The organism is Dyella ginsengisoli LA-4 (genome assembly GCF_000334915.1).
In the GTDB taxonomy this organism is placed as follows: Bacteria; Pseudomonadota; Gammaproteobacteria; order Xanthomonadales; family Rhodanobacteraceae; genus Dyella_A; species Dyella_A ginsengisoli_A.
Genome location: NZ_AMSF01000016.1, coordinates 151,080 through 176,660, shown reverse-complemented (window position 1 = coordinate 176,660; position 25,581 = coordinate 151,080). Strand labels below are relative to the sequence as shown.

Annotated in this window: 22 protein-coding genes and 6 tRNA genes; 19 read left to right on the top strand and 9 right to left on the bottom strand. The window is 64.8% G+C overall.

Going from position 1 to position 25,581, the window contains the following annotated elements; translation table 11 throughout:
• The 7 genes from clpP (at position 1) to C693_RS0104995 (ending at position 7,462) form a co-directional block, all read left to right on the top strand.
• Positions 1–624, top strand: a complete 624-nt coding sequence (clpP, locus tag C693_RS0105025) for an ATP-dependent Clp endopeptidase proteolytic subunit ClpP (RefSeq protein WP_017461160.1) — start codon at positions 1–3, stop codon at positions 622–624.
• Between the two features lie 105 nt (positions 625–729).
• Positions 730–2,022 carry an ATP-dependent Clp protease ATP-binding subunit ClpX gene (gene clpX / locus C693_RS0105020; RefSeq protein ID WP_017461159.1) on the top strand — a complete coding sequence of 431 codons (1,293 nt, stop codon included), beginning with the start codon at positions 730–732 and terminating at the stop codon, positions 2,020–2,022.
• 156 nt (positions 2,023–2,178) lie between these two features.
• Positions 2,179–4,674, top strand: coding sequence for an endopeptidase La (lon, locus tag C693_RS0105015; RefSeq protein WP_026107193.1), 2,496 nt, complete (start codon positions 2,179–2,181; stop codon positions 4,672–4,674).
• A gap of 344 nt (positions 4,675–5,018) precedes the next feature.
• The gene (locus tag C693_RS0105010; RefSeq protein WP_017461157.1) at positions 5,019–5,291 is read left to right on the top strand and encodes an HU family DNA-binding protein; all 273 of its coding nucleotides are present in this window, start codon (positions 5,019–5,021) and stop codon (positions 5,289–5,291) included.
• A 20-nt stretch (positions 5,292–5,311) separates the two neighbouring features.
• Positions 5,312–5,386, top strand: a tRNA-Val gene (locus C693_RS0105005).
• A gap of 10 nt (positions 5,387–5,396) precedes the next feature.
• Positions 5,397–5,473, top strand: a tRNA-Asp gene (locus tag C693_RS0105000).
• Positions 5,474–5,557: 84 nt separating this feature from the next.
• A complete protein-coding gene (locus tag C693_RS0104995; protein WP_017461156.1) occupies positions 5,558–7,462 on the top strand; it encodes a SurA N-terminal domain-containing protein in 1,905 nt (634 codons plus the stop codon).
• 77 nt (positions 7,463–7,539) lie between these two features.
• On the opposite strand, the gene C693_RS0104990 is transcribed toward C693_RS0104995, so the two are convergent.
• Together C693_RS0104990 and gloB are read right to left on the bottom strand one after the other, a co-directional pair.
• On the bottom strand, positions 7,540–8,706 hold the full coding sequence (locus tag C693_RS0104990) for a LysM peptidoglycan-binding domain-containing protein (protein ID WP_241762633.1): 1,167 nt from the start codon (positions 8,704–8,706) through the stop codon (positions 7,540–7,542).
• Positions 8,703–9,470 (bottom strand): hydroxyacylglutathione hydrolase, encoded by a 768-nt coding sequence (gloB, locus tag C693_RS0104985; protein ID WP_017461154.1) that lies wholly within the window; start codon positions 9,468–9,470, stop codon positions 8,703–8,705. The genes C693_RS0104990 and gloB overlap by 4 nt, the downstream gene beginning before the upstream one ends.
• A gap of 184 nt (positions 9,471–9,654) precedes the next feature.
• Here gloB and C693_RS0104980 point away from each other — a divergent pair, with 184 nt between their 5' ends.
• From C693_RS0104980 to dnaQ, 3 genes are read left to right on the top strand one after another with little or no spacing between them, the layout of a single operon-like run.
• Positions 9,655–10,335 carry a methyltransferase domain-containing protein gene (locus C693_RS0104980; RefSeq protein WP_017461153.1) on the top strand — a complete coding sequence of 227 codons (681 nt, stop codon included), beginning with the start codon at positions 9,655–9,657 and terminating at the stop codon, positions 10,333–10,335.
• A gap of 26 nt (positions 10,336–10,361) precedes the next feature.
• A complete protein-coding gene (gene rnhA / locus C693_RS0104975) occupies positions 10,362–10,805 on the top strand; it encodes a ribonuclease HI (protein WP_017461152.1) in 444 nt (147 codons plus the stop codon).
• Positions 10,802–11,521 (top strand): DNA polymerase III subunit epsilon, encoded by a 720-nt coding sequence (dnaQ, locus tag C693_RS0104970; protein ID WP_017461151.1) that lies wholly within the window; start codon positions 10,802–10,804, stop codon positions 11,519–11,521. Before rnhA ends, dnaQ begins: the two co-directional genes overlap by 4 nt.
• 5 nt (positions 11,522–11,526) lie before the next feature.
• Here the strand turns inward: dnaQ and C693_RS0104965 are convergent, their stop codons facing one another.
• Positions 11,527–12,228, bottom strand: a complete 702-nt coding sequence (locus C693_RS0104965) for a PP2C family protein-serine/threonine phosphatase (protein WP_017461150.1) — start codon at positions 12,226–12,228, stop codon at positions 11,527–11,529.
• Between the two features lie 111 nt (positions 12,229–12,339).
• On the opposite strand from C693_RS0104965, the gene C693_RS0104960 reads away from it, so the two are divergent.
• Positions 12,340–12,429: transfer RNA gene (locus C693_RS0104960), tRNA-Ser, on the top strand.
• Positions 12,430–12,484: 55 nt separating this feature from the next.
• On the opposite strand, the gene C693_RS21110 is transcribed toward C693_RS0104960, so the two are convergent.
• Positions 12,485–13,237: a TetR/AcrR family transcriptional regulator gene (locus C693_RS21110; protein WP_017461149.1), complete on the bottom strand. Its 753-nt coding sequence runs from the start codon at positions 13,235–13,237 to the stop codon at positions 12,485–12,487.
• A gap of 180 nt (positions 13,238–13,417) precedes the next feature.
• Positions 13,418–15,790: a phosphoenolpyruvate synthase gene (ppsA, locus tag C693_RS0104950; protein ID WP_017461148.1), complete on the bottom strand. Its 2,373-nt coding sequence runs from the start codon at positions 15,788–15,790 to the stop codon at positions 13,418–13,420.
• A 225-nt stretch (positions 15,791–16,015) separates the two neighbouring features.
• On the opposite strand from ppsA, the gene ppsR reads away from it, so the two are divergent.
• Positions 16,016–16,831 carry a posphoenolpyruvate synthetase regulatory kinase/phosphorylase PpsR gene (gene ppsR / locus C693_RS0104945; RefSeq protein ID WP_026107192.1) on the top strand — a complete coding sequence of 272 codons (816 nt, stop codon included), beginning with the start codon at positions 16,016–16,018 and terminating at the stop codon, positions 16,829–16,831.
• Positions 16,832–16,856: 25 nt separating this feature from the next.
• Entirely contained in the window at positions 16,857–17,339 is a 483-nt protein-coding gene (locus tag C693_RS0104940; protein ID WP_017461146.1) for a DUF1249 domain-containing protein, read from the top strand.
• Positions 17,340–17,400: 61 nt separating this feature from the next.
• On the opposite strand, the gene C693_RS0104935 is transcribed toward C693_RS0104940, so the two are convergent.
• From C693_RS0104935 to C693_RS0104925, 3 genes are all read right to left on the bottom strand, one after another.
• Positions 17,401–17,477: transfer RNA gene (locus tag C693_RS0104935), tRNA-Asp, on the bottom strand.
• A gap of 54 nt (positions 17,478–17,531) precedes the next feature.
• Positions 17,532–17,607: transfer RNA gene (locus tag C693_RS0104930), tRNA-Glu, on the bottom strand.
• A gap of 8 nt (positions 17,608–17,615) precedes the next feature.
• Positions 17,616–17,691, bottom strand: a tRNA-Ala gene (locus C693_RS0104925).
• Positions 17,692–17,847: 156 nt separating this feature from the next.
• Here C693_RS0104925 and C693_RS0104920 point away from each other — a divergent pair.
• The 5 genes from C693_RS0104920 (at position 17,848) to C693_RS0104900 (ending at position 22,799) form a co-directional block, all read left to right on the top strand.
• Positions 17,848–19,590, top strand: coding sequence for a cation:proton antiporter (locus C693_RS0104920; protein WP_026107191.1), 1,743 nt, complete (start codon positions 17,848–17,850; stop codon positions 19,588–19,590).
• 170 nt (positions 19,591–19,760) lie between these two features.
• Positions 19,761–20,528, top strand: a complete 768-nt coding sequence (locus C693_RS0104915; protein ID WP_017461144.1) for an FKBP-type peptidyl-prolyl cis-trans isomerase — start codon at positions 19,761–19,763, stop codon at positions 20,526–20,528.
• Between the two features lie 127 nt (positions 20,529–20,655).
• Positions 20,656–21,996: a UDP-glucose dehydrogenase family protein gene (locus tag C693_RS0104910; RefSeq protein WP_026107190.1), complete on the top strand. Its 1,341-nt coding sequence runs from the start codon at positions 20,656–20,658 to the stop codon at positions 21,994–21,996.
• Positions 21,997–22,001: 5 nt separating this feature from the next.
• The gene (locus C693_RS0104905; RefSeq protein WP_017461142.1) at positions 22,002–22,226 is read left to right on the top strand and encodes a SlyX family protein; all 225 of its coding nucleotides are present in this window, start codon (positions 22,002–22,004) and stop codon (positions 22,224–22,226) included.
• Between the two features lie 24 nt (positions 22,227–22,250).
• Complete coding sequence (locus tag C693_RS0104900; RefSeq protein WP_017461141.1) at positions 22,251–22,799, top strand: DUF2058 domain-containing protein; 549 nt, start codon at positions 22,251–22,253, stop codon at positions 22,797–22,799.
• A gap of 45 nt (positions 22,800–22,844) precedes the next feature.
• Here the strand turns inward: C693_RS0104900 and C693_RS0104895 are convergent, their stop codons facing one another.
• A complete protein-coding gene (locus C693_RS0104895) occupies positions 22,845–24,914 on the bottom strand; it encodes a 3-hydroxyacyl-CoA dehydrogenase NAD-binding domain-containing protein (RefSeq protein WP_026107189.1) in 2,070 nt (689 codons plus the stop codon).
• Positions 24,915–25,075: 161 nt separating this feature from the next.
• Between C693_RS0104895 and C693_RS0104890 the strand changes: the two genes are divergently transcribed.
• Positions 25,076–25,570, top strand: a complete 495-nt coding sequence (locus C693_RS0104890) for a hypothetical protein (RefSeq protein ID WP_017461139.1) — start codon at positions 25,076–25,078, stop codon at positions 25,568–25,570.
• Positions 25,571–25,581 lie beyond the last annotated feature (11 nt).

Here is a 25,581-nt window from a genome sequence, read left to right as displayed (position 1 = left end):
ATGGATCCAATTACGAACCTCAACCTGGTGCCCATGGTCGTCGAGCAGACGGCTCGCGGCGAGCGCTCCTACGACATCTACTCGCGCCTGTTGAAGGAGCGGGTGATCTTCCTGGTCGGCGAGGTGAACGATCACGTCGCCAACCTGCTGGTCGCGCAGATGCTGTTCCTGGAGTCGGAGAACCCGGAGAAGGACATCCATCTGTACATCAACAGCCCCGGTGGTGTGGTCACCGCCGGACTGGCGATCTACGACACGATGCAATTCATCAAGCCCGACGTGAGCACCATGTGCGTCGGCCAGGCCTGCAGTGCGGCTTCGCTGTTGCTGATGGCCGGGGCCAAGGGCAAGCGGTATTCGTTGCCGAACTCCCGGGTGATGATCCACCAACCCTCCGGTGGTGCCCGGGGTCAGGCCACCGACATCGAGATCCAGGCGCAGGAGATTCTGTATCTCCGTCGGCGTCTGAACCAGATCTACGTCGACCATACCGGCCAGCCGCTGGAGAAGATCGAGCGCGATATGGAGCGCGACCGGTTCATGAGCGCCGAGGCGGCGAAGGAATATGGCCTGATCGATGCCGTTCTCGACCGCCGGGCGGTCGATACCGTCAAGTCGGCCTGATCCGGCTTCAAACTCAGGTCTCCAGCGGGCTCCGCGCCTCGATTCAGGCGCGGAGCCCTGTGCTATTCTCGGGCCGAAAACCGATTCAAAGGCAGGATCATTAGCATGAGCGACGAGCGGCAGGGGCGTTCCACCGACAGCGGCAAGATTCTCTACTGCTCCTTCTGCGGCAAGAGCCAGCATGAAGTGCGCAAGCTGATCGCCGGCCCGTCCGTGTTCATCTGCGATGAATGCGTGGAGCTTTGCAACGACATCATCCGCGAGGAGCTGGAGGAGAAGGCCGCCTCCGGGCGTACGCACTTGCCGAAGCCCCGCGAGATCATGGAGACGCTCGACCAGTACGTGGTCGGCCAGACCCGCGCCAAGAAGGCGCTGGCGGTCGCTGTGTACAACCACTACAAGCGGATGGAGTCGCGCCAGAAGGGCGACGAGGTCGAACTCGGCAAGTCCAACATCCTGTTGATCGGGCCGACTGGCTCGGGCAAGACCCTGCTGGCCGAGACGCTCGCCCGTCTCCTCAACGTGCCGTTCACCATCGCCGACGCCACCACGCTGACCGAAGCCGGCTACGTGGGCGAGGATGTCGAGAACATCATCCAGAAGCTGCTGCAGAAGTGCGACTACGACGTCGAGAAGGCGCAGTCGGGCATCGTCTACATCGACGAGATCGACAAGATCTCGCGCAAGAGCGAGAACCCCTCGATCACCCGTGACGTCTCGGGCGAGGGTGTGCAGCAGGCGCTGCTCAAGCTGATCGAGGGCACGCTGGCCTCGGTGCCGCCGCAGGGCGGTCGCAAGCATCCGCAGCAGGAATTCCTGCAGGTGGACACCAAGAACATCCTGTTCATCTGTGGCGGCGCATTCGCGGGCCTGGAGAAGGTGATCCAGCAGCGCTCGGAAACCACCGGCATCGGCTTCTCGGCCGAGGTTCGCTCCAAGGAGCGCACTTCCAATGTGGGCAAGGTGCTTGCCGACGTGGAGCCCGCCGACCTGGTGCGGTTCGGCCTGATCCCTGAATTCGTCGGTCGTCTCCCCGTGATCGCCACGCTGGACGAGCTGGATGAGGCGGCGCTGGTGAAGATCCTGACCGAGCCGAAGAACGCCGTGACCAAGCAGTTCCGCAAGCTGTTCGAGATGGAGGGCGCCGAGCTCGAGTTCCGTCCGGAGGCGCTCCAGGCGATCGCCCGCAAGGCTCTCAAGCGCAAGACAGGCGCGCGCGGTCTGCGTACCATCCTGGAGCAGGTGCTGCTTGACACCATGTACGAGCTGCCTTCGCTTGATCACGTAAGCAAGGTCGTGGTCGACGATGCCGTGATCGAAGGCCAGGCCGAGCCCTACCTCATCTACCGGGGCAACCTCCAGCAGCGGGCGGTTGGAGAGGGCGGCGACGCCGCCTGACCGTACACCTGACGGTTGCCTGCGACAGCCCGGCCTACGGCCGGGCTTTCTTTTTTCGAGCGTCTTCACGGGCTTGTACCCGGGGAGTCCCGCCTCCACTTGACGACTTGGAGTCCCCGGCGCAGTGTCGGGGCGAGCCTTAATCGAGACTGCTCCATGGCAAAGAACGCCTCTACCAACCCGGTCACTGCGGGTACGCCGGCTCCGCTTGATGCGCTGCCGGTGTTGCCGCTTCGTGATGTGGTTGTTTACCCCCACATGGTGATTCCACTGTTCGTCGGCCGCGACAAATCGATGCGAGCTCTCGAGCGTGCGATGGAGGGTGAGCGCCAGATCCTGCTGGTCGCGCAGAAGAGCCCCGACATCGACGATCCGGAGATTGCCGATCTGCACGAGGTCGGAACGCTTGCGGGCGTACTGCAGTTGCTCAAGCTGCCCGACGGCACCGTCAAGGTGCTGGTCGAGGGTCAGGCGCGCGTGGCGATCGAGCAGTACACCGACGAGGCGGGCATGCTGATGGCCCGTTCGCACGTCATCGAGCCGATCTACAGCTCCAAGGAGCGTGAGCTCGACGTGGTGTCACGCACGCTGGTGTCGCTGTTCGAGCAATTGGTCAAGCAGAGCCGCAAGTTGCCGCCCGAGGTGCTGGCGACATTGTCCGGCATCGAGGATCCGTCGCGCCTGGCCGATTCGATCGCCGCCCATCTCACCGTACGCATGGCGGACAAGCAGAAGGTGCTTGAGACGGCGGACGTCGGCCAGCGCCTTGAGTTGCTGATCGGGCTGGTCGATGGCGAGATGGATCTGCAGCAGGTGGAAAAGCGCATCCGTGGCCGGGTGAAGTCGCAGATGGAGAAGAGCCAGCGCGAGTACTACCTCAACGAGCAGATGAAGGCGATCCAGAAGGAGCTGGGTGAGGGCGAGGAGGGGCCGAACGAGGTCGAGGAGCTTCAGCGGCGGATCGAATCGGCGGGCATGCCGAAGGCAGTGCTTGCCAAGGCCAAGCAGGAATTTTCCAAGCTGCGCCAGATGTCACCGATGTCGGCCGAGGCCACCGTGGTGCGCAACTATCTCGACTGGCTGCTGGGCGTGCCCTGGAAGAAGCGGTCCAAGGTGCGCAAGGACCTGCAGCTCGCGCAGGAGGTGCTCGATGCTGATCACTTCGGTCTGGAGAAGGTCAAGGAGCGCATCCTCGAGTACCTGGCTGTGCAGCAACGCGTCAACACCATGAAGGGCCCGATTCTCTGCCTGGTGGGTCCGCCCGGCGTGGGCAAGACGTCGCTCGGCCAGTCGATCGCCAAAGCGACCAACCGCAAGTTCGTCCGGATGAGCCTCGGCGGCGTACGCGATGAGGCGGAGATCCGGGGGCATCGCCGGACCTACATCGGTTCGATGCCGGGCCGGATCGTGCAGAACCTCAACAAGGTGGGCAGCAAGAATCCGTTGTTCGTGCTCGACGAGATCGACAAGATGTCGATGGATTTCCGCGGCGATCCCTCGTCGGCGCTGTTGGAGGTACTCGACCCGGAGCAGAACAATGCCTTCAACGATCACTACCTGGAGGTCGATCTCGATCTCTCGGAGGTCATGTGGATTGCCACCGCCAACTCCCTGAACATTCCCGGTCCACTGCTGGACCGCATGGAAGTCATCCGCATTCCGGGTTACACCGAGGATGAGAAGCTGGCGATCGCCCAGCGCTACCTCCTGCCCAAGCAGCTCAAGGCGAATGGCCTCAAGGAAGGCGAGCTGACCATCGAGGAAGAGGCGTTGCGCGATGCTGTGCGCTACTACACGCGCGAGTCCGGCGTGCGCAATCTCGAACGCGAGGTGTCCAAGATCTGCCGCAAGGTGGTGAAGGAGCTCACGCTCGGCGAGGTGAAGGCGGCGAAAGGCAAGGCATCCTCTGCGGCCAAGGCGAAGGCCAGGCGCAAGCCCGCTGGTGTGGTCGTGTCGAGTGAGAACCTCGAACACTATCTGGGCGTGCGCCGGTTTGATTTTGGCCGCAAGGAGCTGCAGAACGAGGTCGGTCTGGTGACCGGTCTGGCCTGGACCCAGGTGGGCGGCGACCTGCTGAGCATCGAAGCCTCGATCGTTCCCGGCAAGGGCAAGCTGGTGCATACCGGTCAGCTCGGTGACGTGATGAAGGAATCGATCCAGGCGGCGCTGTCAGTGGTGCGGGCTAGGGCCGAGGCGTTGGGGATCGATCCGGATTTCCATCAGAAGCTAGATATGCATATCCATGTGCCTGAGGGGGCGACGCCGAAGGATGGTCCCAGTGCTGGTATCGCGATGTGTACCGCCCTGGTATCCGCGCTCACCAAGGTACCGGTCCGCTCGGAGGTGGCCATGACCGGCGAGATTACCCTGCGTGGGCGCGTGCTGCCGATCGGTGGTCTCAAGGAGAAGCTGCTGGCCGCTCACAGGGGGGGGATCACGACGGTGATCATCCCGGAGGAGAACAAGAAGGACCTGACGGATATCCCGGCAAACATCACCCGCTCGCTGGAGATCCACCCTGTGCGTTGGATCGACCAGGTGCTGGACATTGCGCTCGAGCGCCCCTTGCAACCGACGGCGGCCGGTGGCGAGATCGCCAAGGTCGAAGTAAAGGGCGACGACGCTGCGACGAGCACCTCGCGGACGCACTGAGTTCCTCGTCGTTCCCATCTGGAAGCGCCCGGTTCGACCGGGCGCTTTTTTGTTGTCGCGAAGCAAGAAAGGTGCCCCGCCAAAGCTATGTTTCCGGTCTTCTGTCAAGCATCCGAAGTCTCTTGGCGAACACCCCCAGGAACGCCCGGAACCCTTGCTGCGACTTGTATTGCGGAGTTGCGCGAGCCACTGGTATAAAGGCGTACCGCAATCCCCGCGCCTTCATTTTTCGCGCAGTGATGCGGGGTAGCGGACGGCGCCAATGCGGAGCCAACCATCCATGTCGGCGTTGTCTCAGTCCCAACTGACCACGCGGGCCGCAAACCGTTTAAGGGAGTGTCTCAATGAACAAAACTGATCTGATCAATGCGATTGCCGACAAGGCCGAGCTGACCAAGGCTGACGCTGGCCGCGCGCTCGAGGCTTTCTTCGAAACCGTGCAGAAGGCCCTCAAGAAGGGCGACGACGTGTCCGTCGTCGGCTTCGGTACCTTCACCGTCCGCAAGCGCGCTGCTCGCACCGGTCGCAACCCGCGCACCAACGAGACGATCAAGATCAAGGCTTCGAAGGTCCCGGCGTTCAAGGCTGGCAAGACCCTGAAGGATGCCCTAAACTAAGCGGCTAGCTGCTTGGTTTCGGGTGCTTAGCTCAGCGGTAGAGCGTCGCCCTTACAAGGCGAGGGTCGTAGGTTCGATCCCTACAGCACCCACCAGAAAACATGCGGAGCGGTAGTTCAGTCGGTTAGAATGCTGGCCTGTCACGCCGGAGGTCGCGGGTTCGAGTCCCGTCCGCTCCGCCAGAGTTAGCAAGGGCGCCCGCGTGGCGCCCTTGTCATTTGAGCACCGCGCTTTGCGCGCCGAACACGATCCTCGGGAACATCTCCATGCTGCAGGCTCTGCGTAACAAGATGCACGGATGGCCATCCATCGTCATTCTGGGCGTTGCTGTTTTTGCCATGTCGTTCTTCGGCATCGAGTCCTACTTCATGTCGCGCAACGACACGTTTGTCGCGAAGGTGGGCAAGCAGGAAATCAGCCAGCAGCAGTTCCAGAACCGCTTGAACCAGGCCCGGCAGACCGCCAGCCAGCAGCAGGGTGACAATTTCGACGGGAGCATCTTCGAGCAGCCGTCAACCAAGCTGGCGATCCTGAACCAGCTTATCGACGAGAAGCTGCTGGAGAAGGCGAACAGCGATCTTGGCATGGTGGTGTCCAGCCAGGCACTGCGTGACTTCATCTTGGCGATTCCGGCGTTCCAGCTCGATGGAAAATTCGATGCGACCACCTATCGGACCGTGCTGTCGATGCAGGGCAAGACCCCGGAAATGTTCCAGAGCGAGGTGCAGGCATCGCTGGAGCCGTCATTGATTCCCGATGCGATAACGGCCGGTGCGATCGTCACTGCGGCCGACGTGGACCGCTTCCTCAACCTGCGCCTGCAGCGGCGCGATGTCAGGTATGCCCAGCTGCCCCAGCCGAAGATCGACGACGCGCCGGTGACCAGCGCCCAGGCGCAGGCGTACTACGACCAGCACAAGGACCAGTTCGGCATTCCCGAGCAGGTTTCCCTGCAGTACATCGAGGTCAACGAGGCGGATCTGAAGCCTGCGGCTCCGCCTTCGGACGAAGACCTGCGCAAGCGTTACCAGGATGAGAAGGCGAAGTTCGTGCAGCCCGAACAGCGGCTGGTCTCGCACATCCTGGTCAATGTTCCGAAGAATGCCACGCCGGACCAGCAGAAGGCGGCTCTGGACAAGGCAAAGAAGATCGCTTCGGAGGCTACGCCCGCCGATTTCGCCAAACTCGCGCAGCAGTATTCGGACGATCTCGGCTCGAAGCGCCAAGGGGGCGATCTCGGTTGGCTGGAGAAGGGCGTGACCACGCCCGCGTTTGACGAGGCCATGTTCAAGATGCAGAAGGGCCAGATCTCTCAGCCGGTGCTGTCGGACGAGGGCTACCACATCATCTGGCTGCGCGATGTGCGCAGCGGAGTCGCCAAGCCATTCGAGCAAGTGCGCGACGAGTTGCTCAAGGAGGCGGAGGCCGGCTCCAAGGATCGGGTGTACAACGATCTGGCGGGCAAGCTTACTGACAAGACCTATCAGAACCCATCCTCGCTGGAACCGGCGGCGCAGGAACTGGGCCTGAAGATCCAGTCGACCCCACTGTTCTCGCGGGCAGGTGGTCCGGGTATCGCAGCCGATCCGAAGGTGCTCAAGGCGGCTTTCAGCGATGACGTTCTGGCCCAGGGCAACAATTCCAATCTGATCGAGCTCGGTACCGGGCATGCCGTGGTTATTCGTGTCGACAAGCACGTGGCCGCGTCCACCAAGCCGCTGGCCGAAGTCGAGGATGCGGTTCGCCAAAGGGTGATCGCCCAGCGTGAAACCGCGGCGGCGAAGAAGCAGGCGGATGCACTGCTCGCTCGCCTCCAGAAGGGGGAGTCGCTCGATGCGGTGGCGGACTCGGTGGGGGCGAAGGTCCAGAAGGTCGATGGCGTCATGCGACTCCAGCCGAGCTTGTCGCCCGCGCTCGAGAAGAAGGCATTCCTGATGCCGCACCCGCAGTCGGGCAAGCCCGAGTTCACCGAAGTCGAGTTGGATGATGGCAGTTTTGCGCTGCTCGCCCTGGACAAGGTGGAAGGGGCGGACATGAGCAAGATTCGTCCCGAGGAGCGCGAGATGCTGCGTGGCCAGATGGTCAAGGCCTATGGTGCAGAGGCGACTCAGGAGTTCATCGGCCAGCTAAGGTCCCGAACTGAAATCACCATTTTCAAGGACCGGCTCTGATCCTGCAGGTGACTTGAAGCGGAAAAGCAGAAGCGGCCTTTTGGCCGCTTCTGCTTTTCCGGCGATGGAGTCCGGAGCTAGTTGCCGGGTGGCTCCAGGCGGAGCGTCTGTCCCGGATGGATCCGGTTGCCGTGCAGCGAATTCCACCGCGCCAGCTCTCGCACCGACAGCCCGTACTGGTGTGCGATTGCCCAGAGGCTCTCTCCCTTGCGGACGGTGTGTTCCATCGGATGCAGCGGAGGAGGGGCGTCAGCCGCGGCGCCGGCTTTGCGCATGGCATCGACGAATTGCTCGACGCGATTGCCCGGCAGCATCAGCGAGCTGGCATGTGCCGGATCGATGCGGTTGTCGAGAAACCCGGCGTTGTAACGGCGTAGTGCCTCCACCGATATCCCGGCGTGCGCGGCGGCGGTGCTGACCGTCATTGGGTGTTCGACAGGTACCGCCACCAGGTGCTCGTCCGCGGGAAGTGTCGGCAGCGTGACCCCAAATCGCGCGGGTTCGCGCACCACGCAGGCGATCGCGAGCAATTTGATCAGGTGCTCGCGGGTGACCCGCCTGACCGGCAATTGCGGGATTACCGGGCTGGGCGATGGCGTACCGTGGGCAGCTACGAGTCTCCGTACTGAGAACTCGCCGGCATTGAATGCGTAATCGACCAGGCGCCAGTCACCGAACTGCTGGTAGTACCTGTGCAGCATGGTCATGACCGCTTCGGTGGATGCCTCGACGTCCATACGCCCGTCGAAGCGGCGGCCGACCTTCAGTCCGAGTGTGCCCGCCGTCGCCGGCACGATCTGCCACATTCCACCGGGCTGTCCGCCGTGCCCGTGTACTGGGCGATAGCGGCTTTCCACCCACGGTAACAATACGAACTCGCCGGCGACGTCGTGCTTGGCGGCGATGGACTGAATGAAGCGCAGTCGCGGCAGGGAAGACCGCAGGTGATGTTCGAAACCCGTCCGGTTCGCTGTGAAACGTCTGGCCCAATGTTCGATGGCCGGGTCGCCATCGCAGTCGTCCATGGCGAAACTGGCCCGCAGGGCCGTCCACAGGTCGGTGGGCTGCGGTTGTTCTTTCCCTGCTGCCTGCACGGCAGAGGGCGGTGCGGCCTCTGCGCTCGGGGCCGGTGGCCGCGCAACTGGAGGGCGCGGCGGCGCAGGAGGGATGGCTGCACAGGAAGCCAGCAGCAGGGCGGTCAGCGGGACGAGCCGGCTGACGCGTCTCTCCAGTGGTCGGCTCATCCCCGGAAATGGTCCTTGGCCTGGCGCAGGGCGGCGAAGCGCCCGATGCGGTCGCTCGTTGCCACGCCGTTCCGCTCACCCCAGCGCACCAGGGCCGGACGATCGATCCGAAGGAATGGATTGGTCTCCAGCTCGCGTGCCAGAGGCACCGGCAAGGTGGGCAGGGACAGGCCGCGAAGCCTCGCTACCTCGGCGAGTCGTTCGGCCAGATCGGGATTCTCCGGTTCCACTTCCAGCGCAAAGCGCCCATTCGATGCGGTGTATTCGTGCGCACAGCAGACCTGAGTGCCTGGTGGCAGTGCAGACAGGCGATCGAGCGAAGCGAGCATCTGCTCCGGACTGCCTTCGAACAGCCGCCCACAACCGAGGCTGAAAAGCGTGTCGCCGCAGAAGAGCCAACCCGCGCCCACATAGGCGATGTGGCTCAGGGTGTGTCCGGGAACGGCGAGTACCTCCAGACGAACATCCGGTCCGAACAGCTCTACCACGTCACCATCGGCGACCCGCTGGTTGACGTGATCGATTCGTGGGTCGCCCGGTGCGTGAATCTCCACCGGATGGGACTGCCGCAACTGCGCCACTCCGCCGATGTGGTCCTGGTGGTGGTGGGTCAGCAGGATGGCGTGCAGGGAGAGCTCATGCTCGGCCAGGGCCTTTTCCACGACGTCGGCGTCGCCGGGGTCGACCACCGCTGCGCGTCCCTGGTCGTCATGCATCAGCCAGATGTAGTTGTCGGCCAGGGCCGGTAGCGCCATCAGGTGCAAAGCTCTCTCCAGGCGGGGCGTATGCGCCCTCCGTAGCGGATGGCAGCAAAGTCCGGCCGCCGACTATAGCCTTGGAGCAGAGGGAGGCTCGTTAGTCGGGCGTTAACTTCCACGCGTCGCGTGCAGCTGCCGGTCAGGGCGGTCAACCGCTACACTGCGACCGATCGGCCCACAGGTGCATCGCATGTCCGCTGCCTTCCCTGACATCTATGCCAGCGCACCCTTGCGGCGCCTGCTGGAAGATGAGGTGCGCGGACTGACTCCCGACCTGCAGCGTTGTCGCGGCGATCACGGCCTGCTGGTATCGGCCATTGAACAGGATCAGCTGCCGGCTGTGCCGATGCTGTCCTGCTGGACCCGGCTCGCCGTAGCCGGAACGCGCTACAGCGGCGACATCGCCGGCCGAAGCGACGAATCATTGCCATTTCTGGATGATGCGTTCGAGCTGGTTGTCCTCAGGCATGCGCTGGAAGCGGCTGCTGCGCCGATGGCCTTGCTGGACGAGTCGTTGAGGGTACTGGCGCCCGGTGGAATGCTTGCCGTCAGCGGGCTGCATCCCCTCAGCCTTTGGCTACCCTGGCTGGCCTGGCGGGCGCGCCGACAGGCCCTGCGTCTCCACATGCCGTTGCAGCTGGGTGAGTGGTTGCGGCGGCGTGACATGCAGGTGGAGTGCGTGCGCCGACTGGGGCCCGTGTGGCCGGTGGCCGATGCCGCGGCCGCCCTCGGCGATGCCTTGGGCGGAGGGTATGTCCTGATGGCCCGCAAGCGTCGGCGGGCAGCCGCGCCATTGCGGCTGGTGCCGCGGCCGATTCGTGCTCCGGTGGACGGGCGGCTGGCCCCCGGTGCCCGGCGGAACATCGCCTGAGCAATCCGAGAACAAGAGGAAACGTTTTGACGCAAGTGGAAGCATTCACCGATGGTGCCTGCCTCGGGAACCCGGGACCGGGTGGCTGGGCGGCGCTGCTGCGTGCCAAGGGCAAGGAGCGCATGCTCGCCAACGGCGAGCCGGACACCACCAACAATCGCATGGAGCTGATGGCCGCGATCGCTGCACTGGAGGCTCTCAGCCGGCCCTGTATCGTCGACCTGACCACCGATTCGCGCTACGTCATGCAGGGCATCGAGCAGTGGGTGCCGAAGTGGCGCGCCAATGGTTGGCGCACCGCGGACCGCAAGCCGGTCAAGAACCAGGATCTCTGGGTGCGTCTGTCCGATGCCGCTGCCCGCCATACGGTTCGCTGGCACTGGGTGCGTGGCCACAACGGGCATGCGGAGAACGAGCGTGTCGACGAAGCCGCACGGGAGCAGGCCGAGCAGCACAGGAGGCGCGCATGAGGCAGGTTGTGCTGGATACCGAGACGACCGGCCTCGAGGTGCGTCAAGGACACCGGCTGATCGAGATCGCCTGTCTGGAGATGGTGGAGCGTCGACTGACCGGGCGCCGTTACCAGACCTATCTGAATCCGGATCGGGCGATAGACGAGGGCGCGCGCCAGGTCACCGGCATCGAGGACGAGTTCCTGCTCGACAAGCCGCGGTTCGCCGATGTGGCCGGGGAGTTCCTGGCCTTCATCGAAGGCGCCGAACTGATCATCCATAACGCCGTGTTCGACCTGGCCTTCCTGAATGCCGAGCTGGCGCGGCTCCCTGGCGCTCTCGGGACGATCGGCGATCGATGCACCGTGCTCGACACCCTGGCGATGGCGCGCGAGCGCTATCCCGGCCAGCGCAACAGCCTGGATGCCTTGTGCAAGCGTCTCGGCGTGGACAACTCCGCCCGCGAGCTCCACGGCGGCCTGATCGACTGCCAGTTGCTGGCGGACGTCTATATCGCCATGACCTCGGGTCAGGTCGCGCTCGATCTGGGTTTCGAGAAGGCATCCGAGGAACAGCAGACGGCAGTGGTGGCGCCAGTGGTGCTTTCGCGCCGCCCGCGGGTGCTGCGGGCCGGGGCCGACGAGCTGGCAGCGCACGAAAAGCGGCTCGATGCCCTGGACAAGAGCGCCGGGGGAACCAGCCTCTGGCGCCGCGAAGCCGTGACTCCTGTCTGACCTGGTTAGCGCAAGCGGATCAGGATCGCGGTGAGGTTGTCGTTGCCGCCCGCATCGAGACCGGCCAGCAGCAGATGATCCACGCATTCCTGCGCGGCCAGATCGCTCCGTTGAACCAGGTCGGCCAGGGACGTGGTGTCGAGGCCATCGGTCAGGCCGTCGGTGCATAGCAGGAAGGCGTGGCCCGGGCGCTGCTGACCGCCGGCGACTCCTATGTGCAGTTGCCCGGCGGCGGTGATGCCCAGTGCCTGGGTCAGCACATTGCGCTGCGGATGTCGCGCCGCGAGCTCCGGATCGAGCCGGCCGGTGTTGACCAGTTCCTGCACCAGCGAGTGGTCGTGGCTGATCAACTGGAACTCCCCGGCCAGCCGGTAGATGCGGCTGTCGCCGACCCAGGCCACGTCATAGGCTTCATCGTGCAGGTGGAGAGCAGCCAGTGTCGTTCCCATGGGCAGGGTGTCGCGTCGTCGATACGCGTGCTGTTCCAGCTGTTCCGCCGCAAGTCGGACCGCGTCGTGCAAAGGCTGCCCGCGGCGGATCTGCTCGACCACCGCATCGCGAGCAAGCGCGGCTGCGACCTCGCCGTGCTGGTGCCCACCCATACCATCGGCAACAAGGAACAGCCCGAGGTCAGGATCGGCGTAGTAGGTGTCCTCGTTGCGCGTGCGGCGCAGGCCGACGTGGGTTCCGTGTCCGAATTCGATCATGGGGGCGGGCGGTGGCTGACCGGCGCAGCATGCCGGATGCATCCCCAGTTGTCACGGCGCTCATGCCTGCGTATCATTGCCGGCTCACGCGAACCACCGCGTGCCCCCTTTGGAGAGGTGGCAGAGTGGTCGAATGTACCTGACTCGAAATCAGGCGTACGTGTAAGCGTACCGTGGGTTCGAATCCCACCCTCTCCGCCAATTGAAAGGCCCCGCAGCGATGCGGGGCTTTTTCATTTTCGGCTCAGTCGAAGCGTCACGCTTCCGCAGGAGCGGCCGGAGGGGTGTGTTTGCGACTGCACGCCATTGACCGGACCTGGCTGAGCTGTTGCAGGCGGTGGATCTTTTCCACCTGCGCCGGGGTACCCAGGGGCGCGGTGAGGGCTGGAGAGACCAGCGCCACCAGGCGGGCGAGCAGTTCGGTGTCGGGGATCGACTGGCCCATGCTCAGCTCGGCGACGAGCTCGTCCATGTCGTCAGTCGCCAGTACCCCGGAGAGTGACTTGAGCGCGAAATGCAGCCGCAGGCCCAGCTCGCTGCGGGGCACGTGGGGCAGCGCACGTGCGAATGCATCGAAAAATCGTCCGAAGATCGGCCGATAGTGCTGCTGAAGATGGTCGCGGATGAACGGCGAGGCGTCGCTGTAGACCCTGCCCAGCAGCCTCAGGAAGGCCGGCCCCGCGTCGGGATCCCTCCCCAGTTGCATGGCCGGCACGAAGAGGATGCCCAGGATGGTCTCGCAATCCGGCAACTGCTCGGCGGCCTCACAGGCATCAAGCAACTGCAGGCGCTCCTCGTTGAGCCGGTCGAGCCGCTGGGAGAGCAGCTCGCGCAACATGGTGTCCTTGTTGCCGAAGTGGTAGTTCACGGCCGCCAGATTGGTGCCGGCATGCGCGGTGATCTGGCGCATCGAGAGGCCTTCGTAGCCCCTGTCGATGAAGAGGTGCTCGGCGGCGTCCAGCAGTCGCCGCCGGGTCTCTGCCGCCTGGTTTCCCCCGGTAGTGCGCATGTTGAGCCCCTGTGACCTGATGGAACGTGCCCCGATGCACGTGCGTCAAACGCGCGTATGACGCTAGTGGGCGAGCCCGGAAGGCTGCAAGCTGCACTGCACGACGTCGCGGTCATGGCCGGGAAAAAAAGAAAAAGGGCGGGGTTGCCCCCGCCCTGTTTTTCGATGTTCCGGATCGGGTTAGCCGCGCTTCTTCTTGGCCAGCCGCAGCCAGGTATCGACCACCGTGTCGGGGTTGAGCGACACCGATTCGATGCCCTGGTCCATCAGCCACTCGGCCAGGTCGGGGTGATCGCTCGGGCCCTGGCCGCAGATGCCGATGTACTTGCCCTTGGCACGTGCCGTCTGGATCGCCATGGCCAGCAGCTTCTTTACCGCCGGGTCGCGCTCGTCGAACAGGCTGGCGACGATCGAAGAATCGCGGTCCAGGCCCAGGGTGAGCTGGGTCAGGTCGTTCGAACCGATCGAGAAGCCGTCGAAGATCTCGAGGAACTCGTCCGCCAGCAGGGCGTTGGAGGGGACCTCACACATCATGATGACCTTCAGACCGTGCTCACCCTGCTTGAGGCCGTTGGCGTCCAGCACCTCGATCACCTTGCGGCCTTCGGCCAGGGTGCGCACGAACGGGATCATCACCCAGACGTTGTCCAGCCCCATGGTTTCGCGCACGTGCTTGACCGCCTTGCACTCCAGCCCGAAGGCCTCGGCGAAGCTGGGGTCGACGTAGCGGCTGGCACCGCGGAAGCCGATCATCGGATTTTCTTCGTGCGGTTCGTAGCGGCTGCCACCGACGAGGCCGGCGTACTCGTTCGACTTGAAGTCGGACAGGCGCACGATGACCGGCTTCGGGTAGACCGAGGCGGCGATGGTGGCGATGCCTTCGCCCAGCCGGTCGACGTAGAACGACACCGGATCGGCGTAGCCGGCCATCCGCTCATCGATCCTTGCCTTGGTATCGGCGTCCTGCTTGCTGTATTCCAGCAGCGCCTTCGGATGCACGCCGATGTGGCTGGCGATGATCATCTCCAGCCGCGCCAGGCCGATGCCGGCGTTCGGCAGCATGCCGAAGTCGAACGCGCGCTCCGGGTTGGCCACGTTCATCATGATCTTCAGGGGGGCTTCGGGCATCGCGCCGAGGTCGGCGGTGATGCGCTCGAACGGCAGTTTGCCCTCGTAGATCGTGCCGGTGTCGCCCTCGGCGCAGGACACGGTCACTTCGGCGCCGTCCGGGATCGACTGCAGCGCGTTGCCGGTGCCCACCACCGCCGGCACGCCCAGCTCGCGGGCGATGATCGCTGCGTGGCAGGTGCGGCCGCCGCGGTTGGTCACGATCGCGGCGGCGCGCTTCATGATCGGCTCCCAGTCCGGGTCGGTCATGTCGGCGACCAGCACGTCGCCGGCCTGGAACTCGCTCATCTGCGTCAGCGACTTGACCAGGCGGGCCTTGCCGGCGCCGATCTTCTGGCCGATCGCGCGGCCCTCGGCCAGCACCTTGCCCTTGCCGTGGAGCTGGAAGCGCTCGAGCTGGGTGGCATGGGCGCGCGACTTCACCGTTTCAGGGCGGGCCTGCACGATGTAGAGCTTGCCGGTGTTGCCGTCCTTCGCCCACTCGATGTCCATCGGGCGGCCGTAGTGCTGCTCGATGACGAGGGCCTGCTTGGCCAGTTCCTGCACGTCGACATCGGTCACGCAGAAGCGGTTGCGCAGCTCGGCCGGGGTTTCCTCGATCCGCACGCGCTCGCCGGGCTGGTCCGAATACACCATGCGCTGCTGCTTGGCGCCGAGGCTGCGGCGGAGCAGGGCGGGCTTGCCGGCCTTGAGCGTGGGCTTGAAGACGTAGAATTCGTCCGGGTTGACCGCACCCTGCACGACCATCTCGCCGAGGCCGTAGGAGCCGGTGACGAACACCACGTCGCGGAAGCCGGACTCGGTGTCCAGCGTGAACAGCACGCCGGAGGCTCCCACGTCCGAGCGCACCATCAGCTGCACGCCGGCGGACAGGAACACGTCCTCGTGGGCGAAGCCCTGGTGCACGCGGTAGGCGATGGCGCGGTCGTTGTAGAGCGAGGCGAACACCTCCTTGACCTTGTGCAGGACGTCCTCGATGCCGACGACGTTGAGGAAGGTTTCCTGCTGGCCGGCGAACGAGGCATCCGGCAGGTCCTCGGCGGTCGCGGAGGAGCGCACGGCCACCGCGATGTCGTCGCTGCCGGCGTCCTTGCATAGCTTGGCGTAGGCGCGGCGGATGGCCTGGTCGAGGTCGGCCGGCAGCGGCGTTTCGGTGACCCACTCGCGGATCTCTTTGCCGGCCCGGGTCAACGCATCGACGTCTTCCACATCCAGGCCTTCCAGGCGGGCGCGGATGCGCGCCGCGACACCGCTCTTGTCCAGGTATTGCTGGAAGGCGTCCGCCGTGGTGGCGAAACCGCCCGGCACCGACACACCCAGTTTGCTGAGGTTGCCGATCATCTCGCCCAGCGAGGCATTCTTGCCACCAACCTTGCCCAGGTCGGTCATGCGAAGCTGGTCAAGCCAAAGCACCAGGTCGTTCAAGGTGGATCTCCTCGGAACTCAAGTGGGGTAGGTCGGTGCGACCAGCCGAAAGCGGGTCACAAAGAACTGGTATTGTCCGCTGCGGATGGTGCATGGCACAAGAAGACCAATGCAATCCGTCGCCGCTCCACCTGCATACCAGTCAGCCGAGGATCAAGAAACACAGCGCCTCAGGCATGCGCTAACGTGAGCCACCGCCCTACACAGCCTCTTTCGGATCGAATCATGCAGCGGACTGTTTTCTTCATTTCCGATTCAACTGGTATTACTGCCGAGACAATCGGCAACAGCATCCTGGCGCAATTCGAGGGGATGGCCTTCGACAAGCATCGCCTACCGTTCGTGGACGACGCGAAAAAGGCCGAGGCAGCCGCACTGCGCATCAAGACGAGATACGCGCAGACGGGGCAGCGGCCGATCGTGGTCAACACCATGGCGGATCGAACCTTGTGCGATATCGTGGCGACCAGCGGAGCGTTGATGCTGGATGTGTTTGCCCCCTTCATTGGCCCGCTGGAGGTGGAATTGGGGGCGAAGCGCTCGGGGGCGGTGAACCGCTCGCACGGGCTGGTCGACTTCGACAAGTACGAGGCGCGCATCAACGCGACCAACTATGCGCTCACCCACGACGACGGCATCGACGTCGACTATGCCCAGGCCGACCTGATCCTGGTGGGCGTGTCCCGCTCGGGCAAGACGCCGACCTGTCTCTACATGGCCTTGCATTATGGGGTGAGTGCCGCCAACTATCCGCTCACGGACGACGACCTGGACAAGCTGGAGCTGCCAGCCCGCTTGCGCCCCTACAGGGACCGCCTGTTCGGCCTCACCATCGACCCCCAGCGTCTGGCGCAGATCCGCGAGCAGCGTCGGGCCAACAGTCGTTATGCCACGATCGAGCAGTGCCGCTGGGAGTTGGCGCAGGCGGAGAAGCTCATGCGTCGAGAGGCCATCCCCAGCCTCAATACCACGCATGTTTCGATCGAGGAGATCGCCAGCAAGATCTTCGAGCGCTTCGGCATCGAGCGCACCATGTTCTGAATTTCCAGAGGAGCTTTCCGGCTGTATGAGCGTTGTCCTGGATCGACGTACCGCGCTGCTTCCCGGGCGCTTCGAGTTCCTCATGGGGCTGTACGCCGAGAACTATCATCGGCTTGCACGACTTTTTGCTCCCCGGGATCTCTCTCCCGGACGCTACGTGTCGAGCATCGACGACGGTCTGGATGTGCACCTGCAGGTGCTGGAACGCCATCCGTACACGCTCGAGCTGGAACTGACCTACGACCTGGTCGACGAACAGACCGGGCTGCGCACGCCGTCGGCGCAGCTGCGGGTATACACGGACGCGCATGTGGCCGAGGCACTGCACTGCCATCCCGGACGGCACCTGTGGCAGGTGCTTGGTCCGTTTCCGCCGGCCCGCACGGTGCTGCAGCACCGTCTGCGGATGAATGGGTTCCTGACCCGCTGGCTGGAGTATCTGGCCGAGCAGGGGCACTCGCTTGGCACGCTAGAGCGCGAGCTGGAGCCGCCGACTCCGGTGGCATGAGCGTGCGCGCCGCACGAATCGCGGGCAACAAAAAACCCGCACAAGGCGGGCTTCTCGTAAGTGGCGGAGCGGACGGGACTCGAACCCGCGACCTCCGGCGTGACAGGCCAGCATTCTAACCGACTGAACTACCGCTCCACATTTTGGTACAGCTAAACTTCCATCGCTTTCGCGATCTGGCGGGCTCCAACTTGGCGTCCCCACGGGGATTCGAACCCCGGTCGCCACCGTGAAAGGGTGGTGTCCTAGGCCTCTAGACGATGGGGACTAATAAGTTGGTGGAGCCAGGCGGGATCGAACCGCCGACCTCCTGCATGCCATGCAGGCGCTCTCCCAGCTGAGCTATGGCCCCGCCGCTGGAAGCCCGAAAGAATAGGCAGGGTTCGCGATTCCGTCAAGCGAAATTTTGAAAAATTTTCACCCGACCCGTGCGGAGCGCTTCGACATCCATTGCACCCGCCTGTCGGCTCCAGCGACTAAGCTGGGTGCACGTCTCATGGGACCGCGCATGCACGAGATCGGCTTCATCCGCGACTTGGCGATCGTGATGATCGTGGCTGGTGCCACGACCATCCTGTTTCACCGTCTGCGCCAGCCGGTACTGCTCGGATACATCCTCGCCGGAGTGCTCATCGGCCCCCACACCCCGGGCGTACTGGTGGCTGATCCGCGCGCCATCGACGACATCTCCAATCTCGGCGTCGTGCTGCTGATGTTCACCCTCGGTCTCGAGTTCAGCATCCGCAAGCTGCGTGAGGTGGGGCTTGGCATCCTGCTCGTCGCGGTCGCCGAGGTCGGGGTGATGCTCTGGATCGGCTACGGCCTGGGCGAGGCTTTTGGCTGGCGTGGCACCGATGCCTTGTTCCTCGGTGGCATCGTCGCGCTGTCGTCCACAATGGTGGCGACGCGGACCCTTTCAGAAGTGGGGCTGGGCGATCGCCCGTTCGCGCGCCTGGTCATCGGTTTGCTGGTCGCCGAGGACATGCTGACCATCGTGTTGCTGACCATGCTCACCGCCGTGGCGATCGGCGGGTCGGTGGAGGCGTCCACGGCGTTTACGCTGATCGGCCATCTCGGACTCTTCGTCGTGGCGGGGATGATCGTCGGCCTGCTGCTGGTGCCCCGGCTGGTCGATTACGTGGCGGGCTTCGGTCGGTCCGAGGTGCTGCTGGTCAGCACCCTGGGGTTGTGTTTCGGGGCAAGCCTGTTTGCCGCCTGGATGGGGTTTTCCGTGGCGCTCGGCGCATTCCTCATGGGCGCGGTGGTGGCCGAGGCGCGCAGTGCGGGCCAGGTGATGCACCTGATCGAGCCGCTTCGCGACATGTTCGCGGCGCTCTTCTTCGTGGCGATCGGCTTGAAGATCGATCCGGCCATGCTGGCGCAATATGCGCTGCCGGCGTTGCTGATCGCCGCCGTCGTGATGGTGGGCAAGACGGTGACCTGCAGTCTGGGCGTGTTCGTGATTGGCCATGACCCGCGTACCGCCGTGCGCACGGGCGTCAGCATGGCGCAGATCGGCGAATTTTCCTTCGTGATCGCGACGCTGGGCCTGTCGCTGGGTGCGGTCAGCAACTTCATCTATCCGGTCGCGGTGGCCGTCTCGGTGATCTGCATGGCGCTGTCGCCGTACCTGGTCCGCTCGGCGGACGGGTTGGTCGATGGCTTGCGACGCGTTGCGCCATCGTCCCTCAGCCTGCTGGCCACCAGCTACAGCGGCTGGCTCGAAAACCTGCGACCGGTCGATGAGAATGCCGCCGTGGCCGCGATGCTGCGACGCCTGCTCGTGCACATCGCGGTGAACGTGATGCTCGTGGTGACGCTGTTCGTGGTGGGGGCTTACGTCAATGCCCACAACTGGGCCTGGTTCTCGCAACTGGGTCTGTCGCGTGACGCCCGGCACACGGTGATCTGGGCGACTGCGCTGTTCCTGTCGCTACCGCTGCTGATCGCGGTCTATCGCAAGGCAGAGGCGCTGGGCATGTTGCTCGCCGAGCTGGGAATCCGGGAGCGTCACGCGGGTGCCTACACTCGGGCCATCCGCGGCGTGCTGGCCAGGCTGATTCCCCTGGCCACATTGTTCGCGCTGGCGGTTCTGGTGGGCGCGCTCGGCTCGACCATCCTGCCGCCCCGCGGTATCGCTCTGTCGCTGGCGGCTGCGGGGGTTCTCCTGGCGGTGGTGCTGTGGCGGGGACTGGTCAAGGTGCATGCCAGGCTGCAGGCGGTCCTGCGGGACACGATCGCCAAGCCGTGACCCCTGTCACGTCCGCCCGAGGGAGGGCGCCAGGGAACCTTTTCCGGGGGTAAGGGTCGCAGGCCCCGCGTCGTTGCCAAGCGCTGGCGGCGGCCGCACAATGAACGGCCAGTCTCCGGGTCGGAGGCTTGTCCGGCGCCGCCGGCATATTCCATATGAGGGAGTCTCGAATGAAGCATTTTCTGCGTCCCACGCTCACGGCGGCCGCTCTGGCCGTGGCGCTGGGCATGACCGCCGGCGCCCATGCGCAGGCAGCCAAGTCCTCCGCGGCCGGCAAGGTCGACAAGACCAAGGCCAGCTACGTGGTGGGTTGGGACCTGGCCAGCTCGCTCCCGCCGCTGGTGCGTAACGAGGTCGATCCGGCCACGGTGGCACGCGCCGTGCAGTCCGCGCTGTCCGGCCAGAAGCCGACGATGAGCGAGGACGAGTACAAGCAGGTCAAGCAGGCGTTCATTGCCAACCTGCAGGCCAAGGCGAAGGCCGAGTACGAGAAGGTGGCCGCGCAGAACGAGTCCGAGGGCAAGGCGTTCCTGGCCAAGAACAAGACCAAGCCGGGCGTGAAGACCACGGCCTCCGGCCTGCAGTACGAGGTGATTGCCGCCGGCAGTGGCCCGCGCCCCGGCCCGAACGACACGGTGCAGATCGCCTATACCGGCACGTTCGTCAATGGCGAGAAGTTCGATGCTTCGGCGGACCATCCGGAACCGAAGGGCGGGACCTCGGTGCCGATTCCGCTGGCTGGCGTGATCCCCGGCTTCCGCGAGGGCCTGATGCTCATGCAGACCGGCGCCCACTACAAGCTGTTCATTCCGTCGAGCCTGGCCTACGGCGCGCAGCCGGGTAACGGCTTCCCGCCGAACGAGACGCTGATCTTCGACGTCACGCTCGAGAAGACCGGTCCGACCCCGGCAGGTCAGGCCTCGGGCCCGGGTAACTGATCCAGGTTCTTTCGCCGAGCTGAACCGGAAGAGGGCGCGAAGCGATTCGCGCCCTCTTTTTTCATGGGGAAGCGGCGGCGTGGGCTGCTAGAATTTGCGACTGATTTCCGCGGAAAGACGACATTCGATGAAAGTCACCATCTTCGGCACGGGATACGTAGGTCTGGTTACCGGCGCGTGCTTGGCGGAAATGGGCAATCACGTAGTCTGCGTCGACGTCGATGCGAGCAAGGTGTCCCGTCTCAGGCAGGGGAAGATCCCGATATACGAGCCGGGACTGGAGCCACTGGTGCACCGGAACTTCGCGGAGGGGCGTCTCGGGTTCACCACGGACGCGGATCCTGCCATCGAACACGGTGACATCATCTTCATCGCTGTGGGCACGCCGCCGGATGAGGATGGCAGCGCAGATCTTCAGTACGTGCTGGCGGTGGCTCGCACGATTGGCCGCCGGCTCGATCGCTATGCGGTGATCGTCAACAAGTCCACCGTGCCGGTGGGGACCGCGGACCGCGTGCGCGCTGCGGTCGCCGAAGAGCTCGCGAGGCGCGGCGTGCAGGTGCCGTTCGATGTGGTCTCCAACCCCGAGTTCCTCAAGGAAGGCGACGCTGTCGAGGACTGCCTCCGGCCGGATCGTATTGTGCTCGGCAGCGACAGTGAAAAGGCGGTCGCGGTGATGCGCAAGCTCTACGCGCCGTTCAATCGCAACCACGACCGCACCGTGCTGATGGACGTCCGCTCGGCCGAACTGACCAAGTACGCGGCCAACGCCATGCTGGCGACCAAGATCAGCTTCATGAACGAAATCGCCAATATCGCCGAGCGGGTGGGCGCAGACGTGGAGTTGGTGCGGCAGGGTATCGGTTCGGATCCGCGCATCGGCTATCACTTCATCTACCCGGGGGCAGGCTATGGCGGTTCCTGTTTTCCCAAGGATGTCCAGGCACTGGAGCGTACCGCCCGGGTCCATGGCTACGAGGCGCGGCTGCTGGGTGCCGTGGAGCAGGTCAACCGGAACCAGAAGGAAAAGCTGTTCGAGCTGATCCACCGTCATTTCAATGGCCAGCTGGCCGGCAGGACCGTGGCGCTATGGGGTCTGGCGTTCAAGCCGAATACCGATGACATGCGCGAGGCTTCCAGTCGACGCCTCATGGAGATGCTCTGGGAGACAGGTGTCCGCGTGCGCGCCTTTGATCCGGAGGCTGCGGACGAAACCCGGCGCATTTACGGCGATCGCGACGACCTGGTGCTGTGCGAGCACCCGTACGACGCGCTCGACGGAGCCGATGCGCTGGCGATCGTCACCGAGTGGAAGGCCTTCCGCAGTCCCGATTTCGACCGTATCAAGGCGACGCTGGGCACCCCGGTGATCTTTGATGGGCGCAACCTCTACGCTCCGTCAGCGGTAGAGGAGGCGGGGCTGGCCTATTACGGTATCGGCCGCGGCCGTAGTTTGAGCAGGGGCTGATCCGCATGGCTTCAGACCGTCCCGATCTCGAGCAGCGGCTGACCGAACTGGAGGTCAGGCTGACTTTCATCGACGACACGGTGCATGCGCTGGGTACCGCCGACGCCGAACAGGCACTGCGGATTGCCGCACTCGAGCGCATCGTGCGTGACCTCCGTACCGAGTTGGCTTCGGTGCGGATCGGGGCTGGCAGTGACGCTCGAGACGAGCCGCCGCCGCCGCACTACTGAATTATCACGGAGACGAATCGAAGCATGGGCGACTCCTTGCGCGACCAGCTGCTGAAGAGCGGCATCGTCAAACAGGTCAGGGATGAGCGTCGGGCCGCGCCGCCCGGGGCCAGGCCGAAGCCGGCCAAAACCGGTCGGCGCGACGGCGGGCGTCGTGCCGACAGTAGCGAGATCGATCTGGCCAAGGCGTACGCCATCCGGGCGCAGGCCGAAGCCGCCGAGCGACGCAAGGCGGAGCAGGAGGCGGCCGAGCGGGCGCGTGTCAAGCGCGAGCGCCGGAACCAGGTTCAGAAGCTCCTGGAGGGGCAGGCGCTGAACAAGCCGGAGGCTGATCAGGCCCGCCACTTCGAGTACGGCGGCAAGATCCGTCGCGTCTACGTCGACGCGGGCCAGTTGCTGGCACTGAACGCGGGCGAGCTGGGGGTGATCCAGTTCTCCGGGCGCTACATCCTGGTCAGTCGCGCCGTGGCCGATCAGGTGAGGGCTGTCGATCCGGACGCTCTGGCTCTGGTCGTCGACCCGGACGCCGCGGACTCGTCCAGCGACGGCGTGCCAGACGACCTGGTCTGGTAACGCGGGGCGCCGGCGGCAGCGTGCCGGTGCCCGCTCTGGAACGGCTCAGCCGGCGTCGAGCCCGGGTGACGCGCGCAGCGCAGGCAGGTCCCAGCCCGTCTTTGGCGCGAAGCGGATGCCGTGGACCCTTGCCAGTTTTTCCAGGCGCCCCTTGATCGCCTCGGCCCCCTCGCAGCGCGCGTAGGTAATCGGGCCGCCGCGAAACGGTGCGAAGCCTGTGCCGAAGATAACGCCCGCATCGAGCAGGTCCGCGTCGTCGACCACTCCCTCGGCAAGACAGGCGACCGCTTCGTTCACCATGGGCAGGATCATGCGATCCTGCAGATCGGCGGCCGGAGTGTAGTCCGGGTCGACTTCGGGTTTCTTCGGTTTGCCGTCTTCCCAGATGTAGAGGCCGGCGCCGTCCTTCTTGCCGCGTTTCCCGGCTTCGAGGCGATCTTCGATCCCCGGAGGCAGTTCGAGACCGAGGAACGGGGCGAGTTCCTTGCCCACCGAGGCGCACACATCCAGACCGACTGTGTCGGCCAGTTCGATCGGGCCCATCGGCATGCCGAATTTCTTCGCCTCGCGGTCAAGCACCGGTCCCGGCACGCCCTCGCTGTAAAGGCGCAGCGACTCGAGCAGATAGGGCATGAGGATGCGGTTGACCAGGAAGCCTGGCGTGCCCTTCACCGCGACCGGCAGCTTGCCCAGAGCCTTGCAGAAGGCAAGTGCGCGCTTCTCCACGTCGGCATCGAGCCCCTCGTGTCGCACCACTTCGACCAGTGGCATCTGTGCCACCGGGTTGAAGAAGTGCAGGCCCAGGAAGCGCTGGGGGTGCGCCAGCGAGGTGCTCAGCTCGTCCAGGGGGATGCTCGAGGTGTTGCTGGCGAGGATTTCACTGGCCTGGAACTGTGGCTCGATCACCGCATACAGCGCCCGTTTGGCTTCTGCGTTCTCGAAGATCGCTTCGATCGCCAGATCGGCTTCGGCTACGCCTTTGCCTTCGATATCTGCGCGCAGGCGTCGCACGGCAGACTCGATCTTTTCCTGCGTCTTGAGTTTCTTCTCATACAGCTTGCGCGCCCGCTCCAGTGCCGGCTGCACGTATTTGATCTCGCGGTCCTGCAGGGTCACCTGGAAGCCCTTGAGCGCGCACCAGGCGGCGATGTCGCCGCCCATGACGCCCGCGCCCACCACGTGGACATGTTCGATGCCATGCTCGATGTCGGAACCCTGATGCTTGAGGCGCTCCTGCAGAAAGAAGATGCGGATCAGGTTGTGGGCCGTGGGCGTGTCGGCCAGCTTTGCCACCGAGCGCGCCTCCAGCCTCAGCCGTTGCTGGATCGAGCCGCTGCCGCGACGCCACACCTCGATGAGGGCGAACGGCGCCGGGTAGTGCTCGCGGCGTACCTTGGCGGCAGTCTGCTTGACCACCATCGGCGCCAACACCTGGCGCACCGGCCACAGGTTGGTCGCCCAGGCCTTCGCTCGTCGCGAGAGCGGACGCTGCTGCGGGCGCCGGAGCAGGGTGCGTGCTTCAGCCAGGAGTTCGCTTGCCGGTGCGATCCGGTCGACTACTCCGAGCGCGAGCGCGCGCCTTGCAGACAGCGGCTTGCCGGTGAGCATGACCGGCAATGCGTCGGTGGCGCCGATCAGGCGGGGCAGCCTTGCCGAGCCTCCCCAGCCGGGATGGATCCCCAGCATCACCTCCGGCAGGCCAATCCGTGTCGTGTCCTCGTCGGCGGTGATGCGCTGGCGACAGGCCAGCGCCAGTTCTGTGCCGCCCCCCATGCAGGCTCCATGGATGGCGGCGACCGTCGGACAGGGCAGGCGCGCCAGCTGTTCGAATACCCGCTGTCCGTGCTCGATGTTTTCCCGCACCGTGCCCTGTGCGGCGTAGTTCACGAATTCCCGGATATCCGCGCCTACGGCGAACCCGGAGGCCTTTGCCGAGTGGATGATCACGCCGGCCGGCTTCTCGATGGCCAGGCGCTCGACGATCTGTTCCAGTTCGTCAAGCACCGCCCGCGAGATGGCGTTGGCGCTGCTGCCAGCCCTGTCCAGCGAGAGCGTGACGACGCCGTTGTCGTCCACGCCGGTTTTCCAGTGGTTGAATCGCAATCCTTCGAACATGGGCATGAGGTGCCGAGGGAGGGGAGCCAAACCATACCCTCCCGGAGGGTCGATTGCGAGATTGCTGCAGCCGTTCCGGGGAGCACCGGTGGCGCCCCGCGCCAACCGCGTCACGTCGGCTATTGCCAATTGCCCTGCAGTGCGCAAACGTACCGCGCTGTATGCAAACCATGATGGCCTCCAGTCCGCCCAAGGCGGGCATCGAGCTCTTCGAGCGCATCCTCTCGGCACCGGGAGGACTGATTGCGCTCGAGGGCGGGGACATGGCGGCCCTGGTGCAGGACTTCCGGGCGATCGCCCGGCATACCGGGCAGGCGGTCTACCTGTGGCAGCCGGACGTCGGGTTGGGCAGCCTGCGTGAGGCTCACTCGAAGGTGCCGGGGTGTCAGCGGCTCGGCAATGCCCTGCGCTACATGCAGCAGAGCATGCATTTCGGCGTATACCTGATATCGGGCATCGAACTTCCGCTCTCGGCGATGGATGCGACCTTGCTGCGACAGCTGGCACGCGCCCCCAGTGGTCACTTGCGGCGGGTGGTGCTGCTCGATCCGCCGGCGGCGCTGGTCGAGCACCTTGGCGAGGCGATCGTGCGGATCGGGGGCGAGGCCGACCTGCCTGTCCGTCCACGGCTGCGCGATGGTCGTTGGGTGGTCTGATTTGGCCGCCG

Excerpts from the sequence above, each read along its gene's own strand:
- clpP (WP_017461160.1), top strand. The coding sequence starts at position 1 with ATGGATCCAATTACGAACCTCAACCTGGTGCCCATGGTCGTCGAGCAG.
- clpX (WP_017461159.1), top strand. The coding sequence starts at position 730 with ATGAGCGACGAGCGGCAGGGGCGTTCCACCGACAGCGGCAAGATTCTC.
- lon (WP_026107193.1), top strand. The coding sequence starts at position 2,179 with ATGGCAAAGAACGCCTCTACCAACCCGGTCACTGCGGGTACGCCGGCT.
- C693_RS0105010 (WP_017461157.1), top strand. The coding sequence starts at position 5,019 with ATGAACAAAACTGATCTGATCAATGCGATTGCCGACAAGGCCGAGCTG.
- C693_RS0104995 (WP_017461156.1), top strand. The coding sequence starts at position 5,558 with ATGCTGCAGGCTCTGCGTAACAAGATGCACGGATGGCCATCCATCGTC.
- C693_RS0104990 (WP_241762633.1), bottom strand. The coding sequence starts at position 8,706 with ATGAGCCGACCACTGGAGAGACGCGTCAGCCGGCTCGTCCCGCTGACC.
- C693_RS0104980 (WP_017461153.1), top strand. The coding sequence starts at position 9,655 with ATGTCCGCTGCCTTCCCTGACATCTATGCCAGCGCACCCTTGCGGCGC.
- dnaQ (WP_017461151.1), top strand. The coding sequence starts at position 10,802 with ATGAGGCAGGTTGTGCTGGATACCGAGACGACCGGCCTCGAGGTGCGT.
- C693_RS0104965 (WP_017461150.1), bottom strand. The coding sequence starts at position 12,228 with ATGATCGAATTCGGACACGGAACCCACGTCGGCCTGCGCCGCACGCGC.
- C693_RS21110 (WP_017461149.1), bottom strand. The coding sequence starts at position 13,237 with ATGCGCACTACCGGGGGAAACCAGGCGGCAGAGACCCGGCGGCGACTG.
- ppsR (WP_026107192.1), top strand. The coding sequence starts at position 16,016 with ATGCAGCGGACTGTTTTCTTCATTTCCGATTCAACTGGTATTACTGCC.
- C693_RS0104940 (WP_017461146.1), top strand. The coding sequence starts at position 16,857 with ATGAGCGTTGTCCTGGATCGACGTACCGCGCTGCTTCCCGGGCGCTTC.
- C693_RS0104920 (WP_026107191.1), top strand. The coding sequence starts at position 17,848 with ATGCACGAGATCGGCTTCATCCGCGACTTGGCGATCGTGATGATCGTG.
- C693_RS0104915 (WP_017461144.1), top strand. The coding sequence starts at position 19,761 with ATGAAGCATTTTCTGCGTCCCACGCTCACGGCGGCCGCTCTGGCCGTG.
- C693_RS0104910 (WP_026107190.1), top strand. The coding sequence starts at position 20,656 with ATGAAAGTCACCATCTTCGGCACGGGATACGTAGGTCTGGTTACCGGC.
- C693_RS0104905 (WP_017461142.1), top strand. The coding sequence starts at position 22,002 with ATGGCTTCAGACCGTCCCGATCTCGAGCAGCGGCTGACCGAACTGGAG.
- C693_RS0104900 (WP_017461141.1), top strand. The coding sequence starts at position 22,251 with ATGGGCGACTCCTTGCGCGACCAGCTGCTGAAGAGCGGCATCGTCAAA.
- C693_RS0104895 (WP_026107189.1), bottom strand. The coding sequence starts at position 24,914 with ATGTTCGAAGGATTGCGATTCAACCACTGGAAAACCGGCGTGGACGAC.
- C693_RS0104890 (WP_017461139.1), top strand. The coding sequence starts at position 25,076 with ATGCAAACCATGATGGCCTCCAGTCCGCCCAAGGCGGGCATCGAGCTC.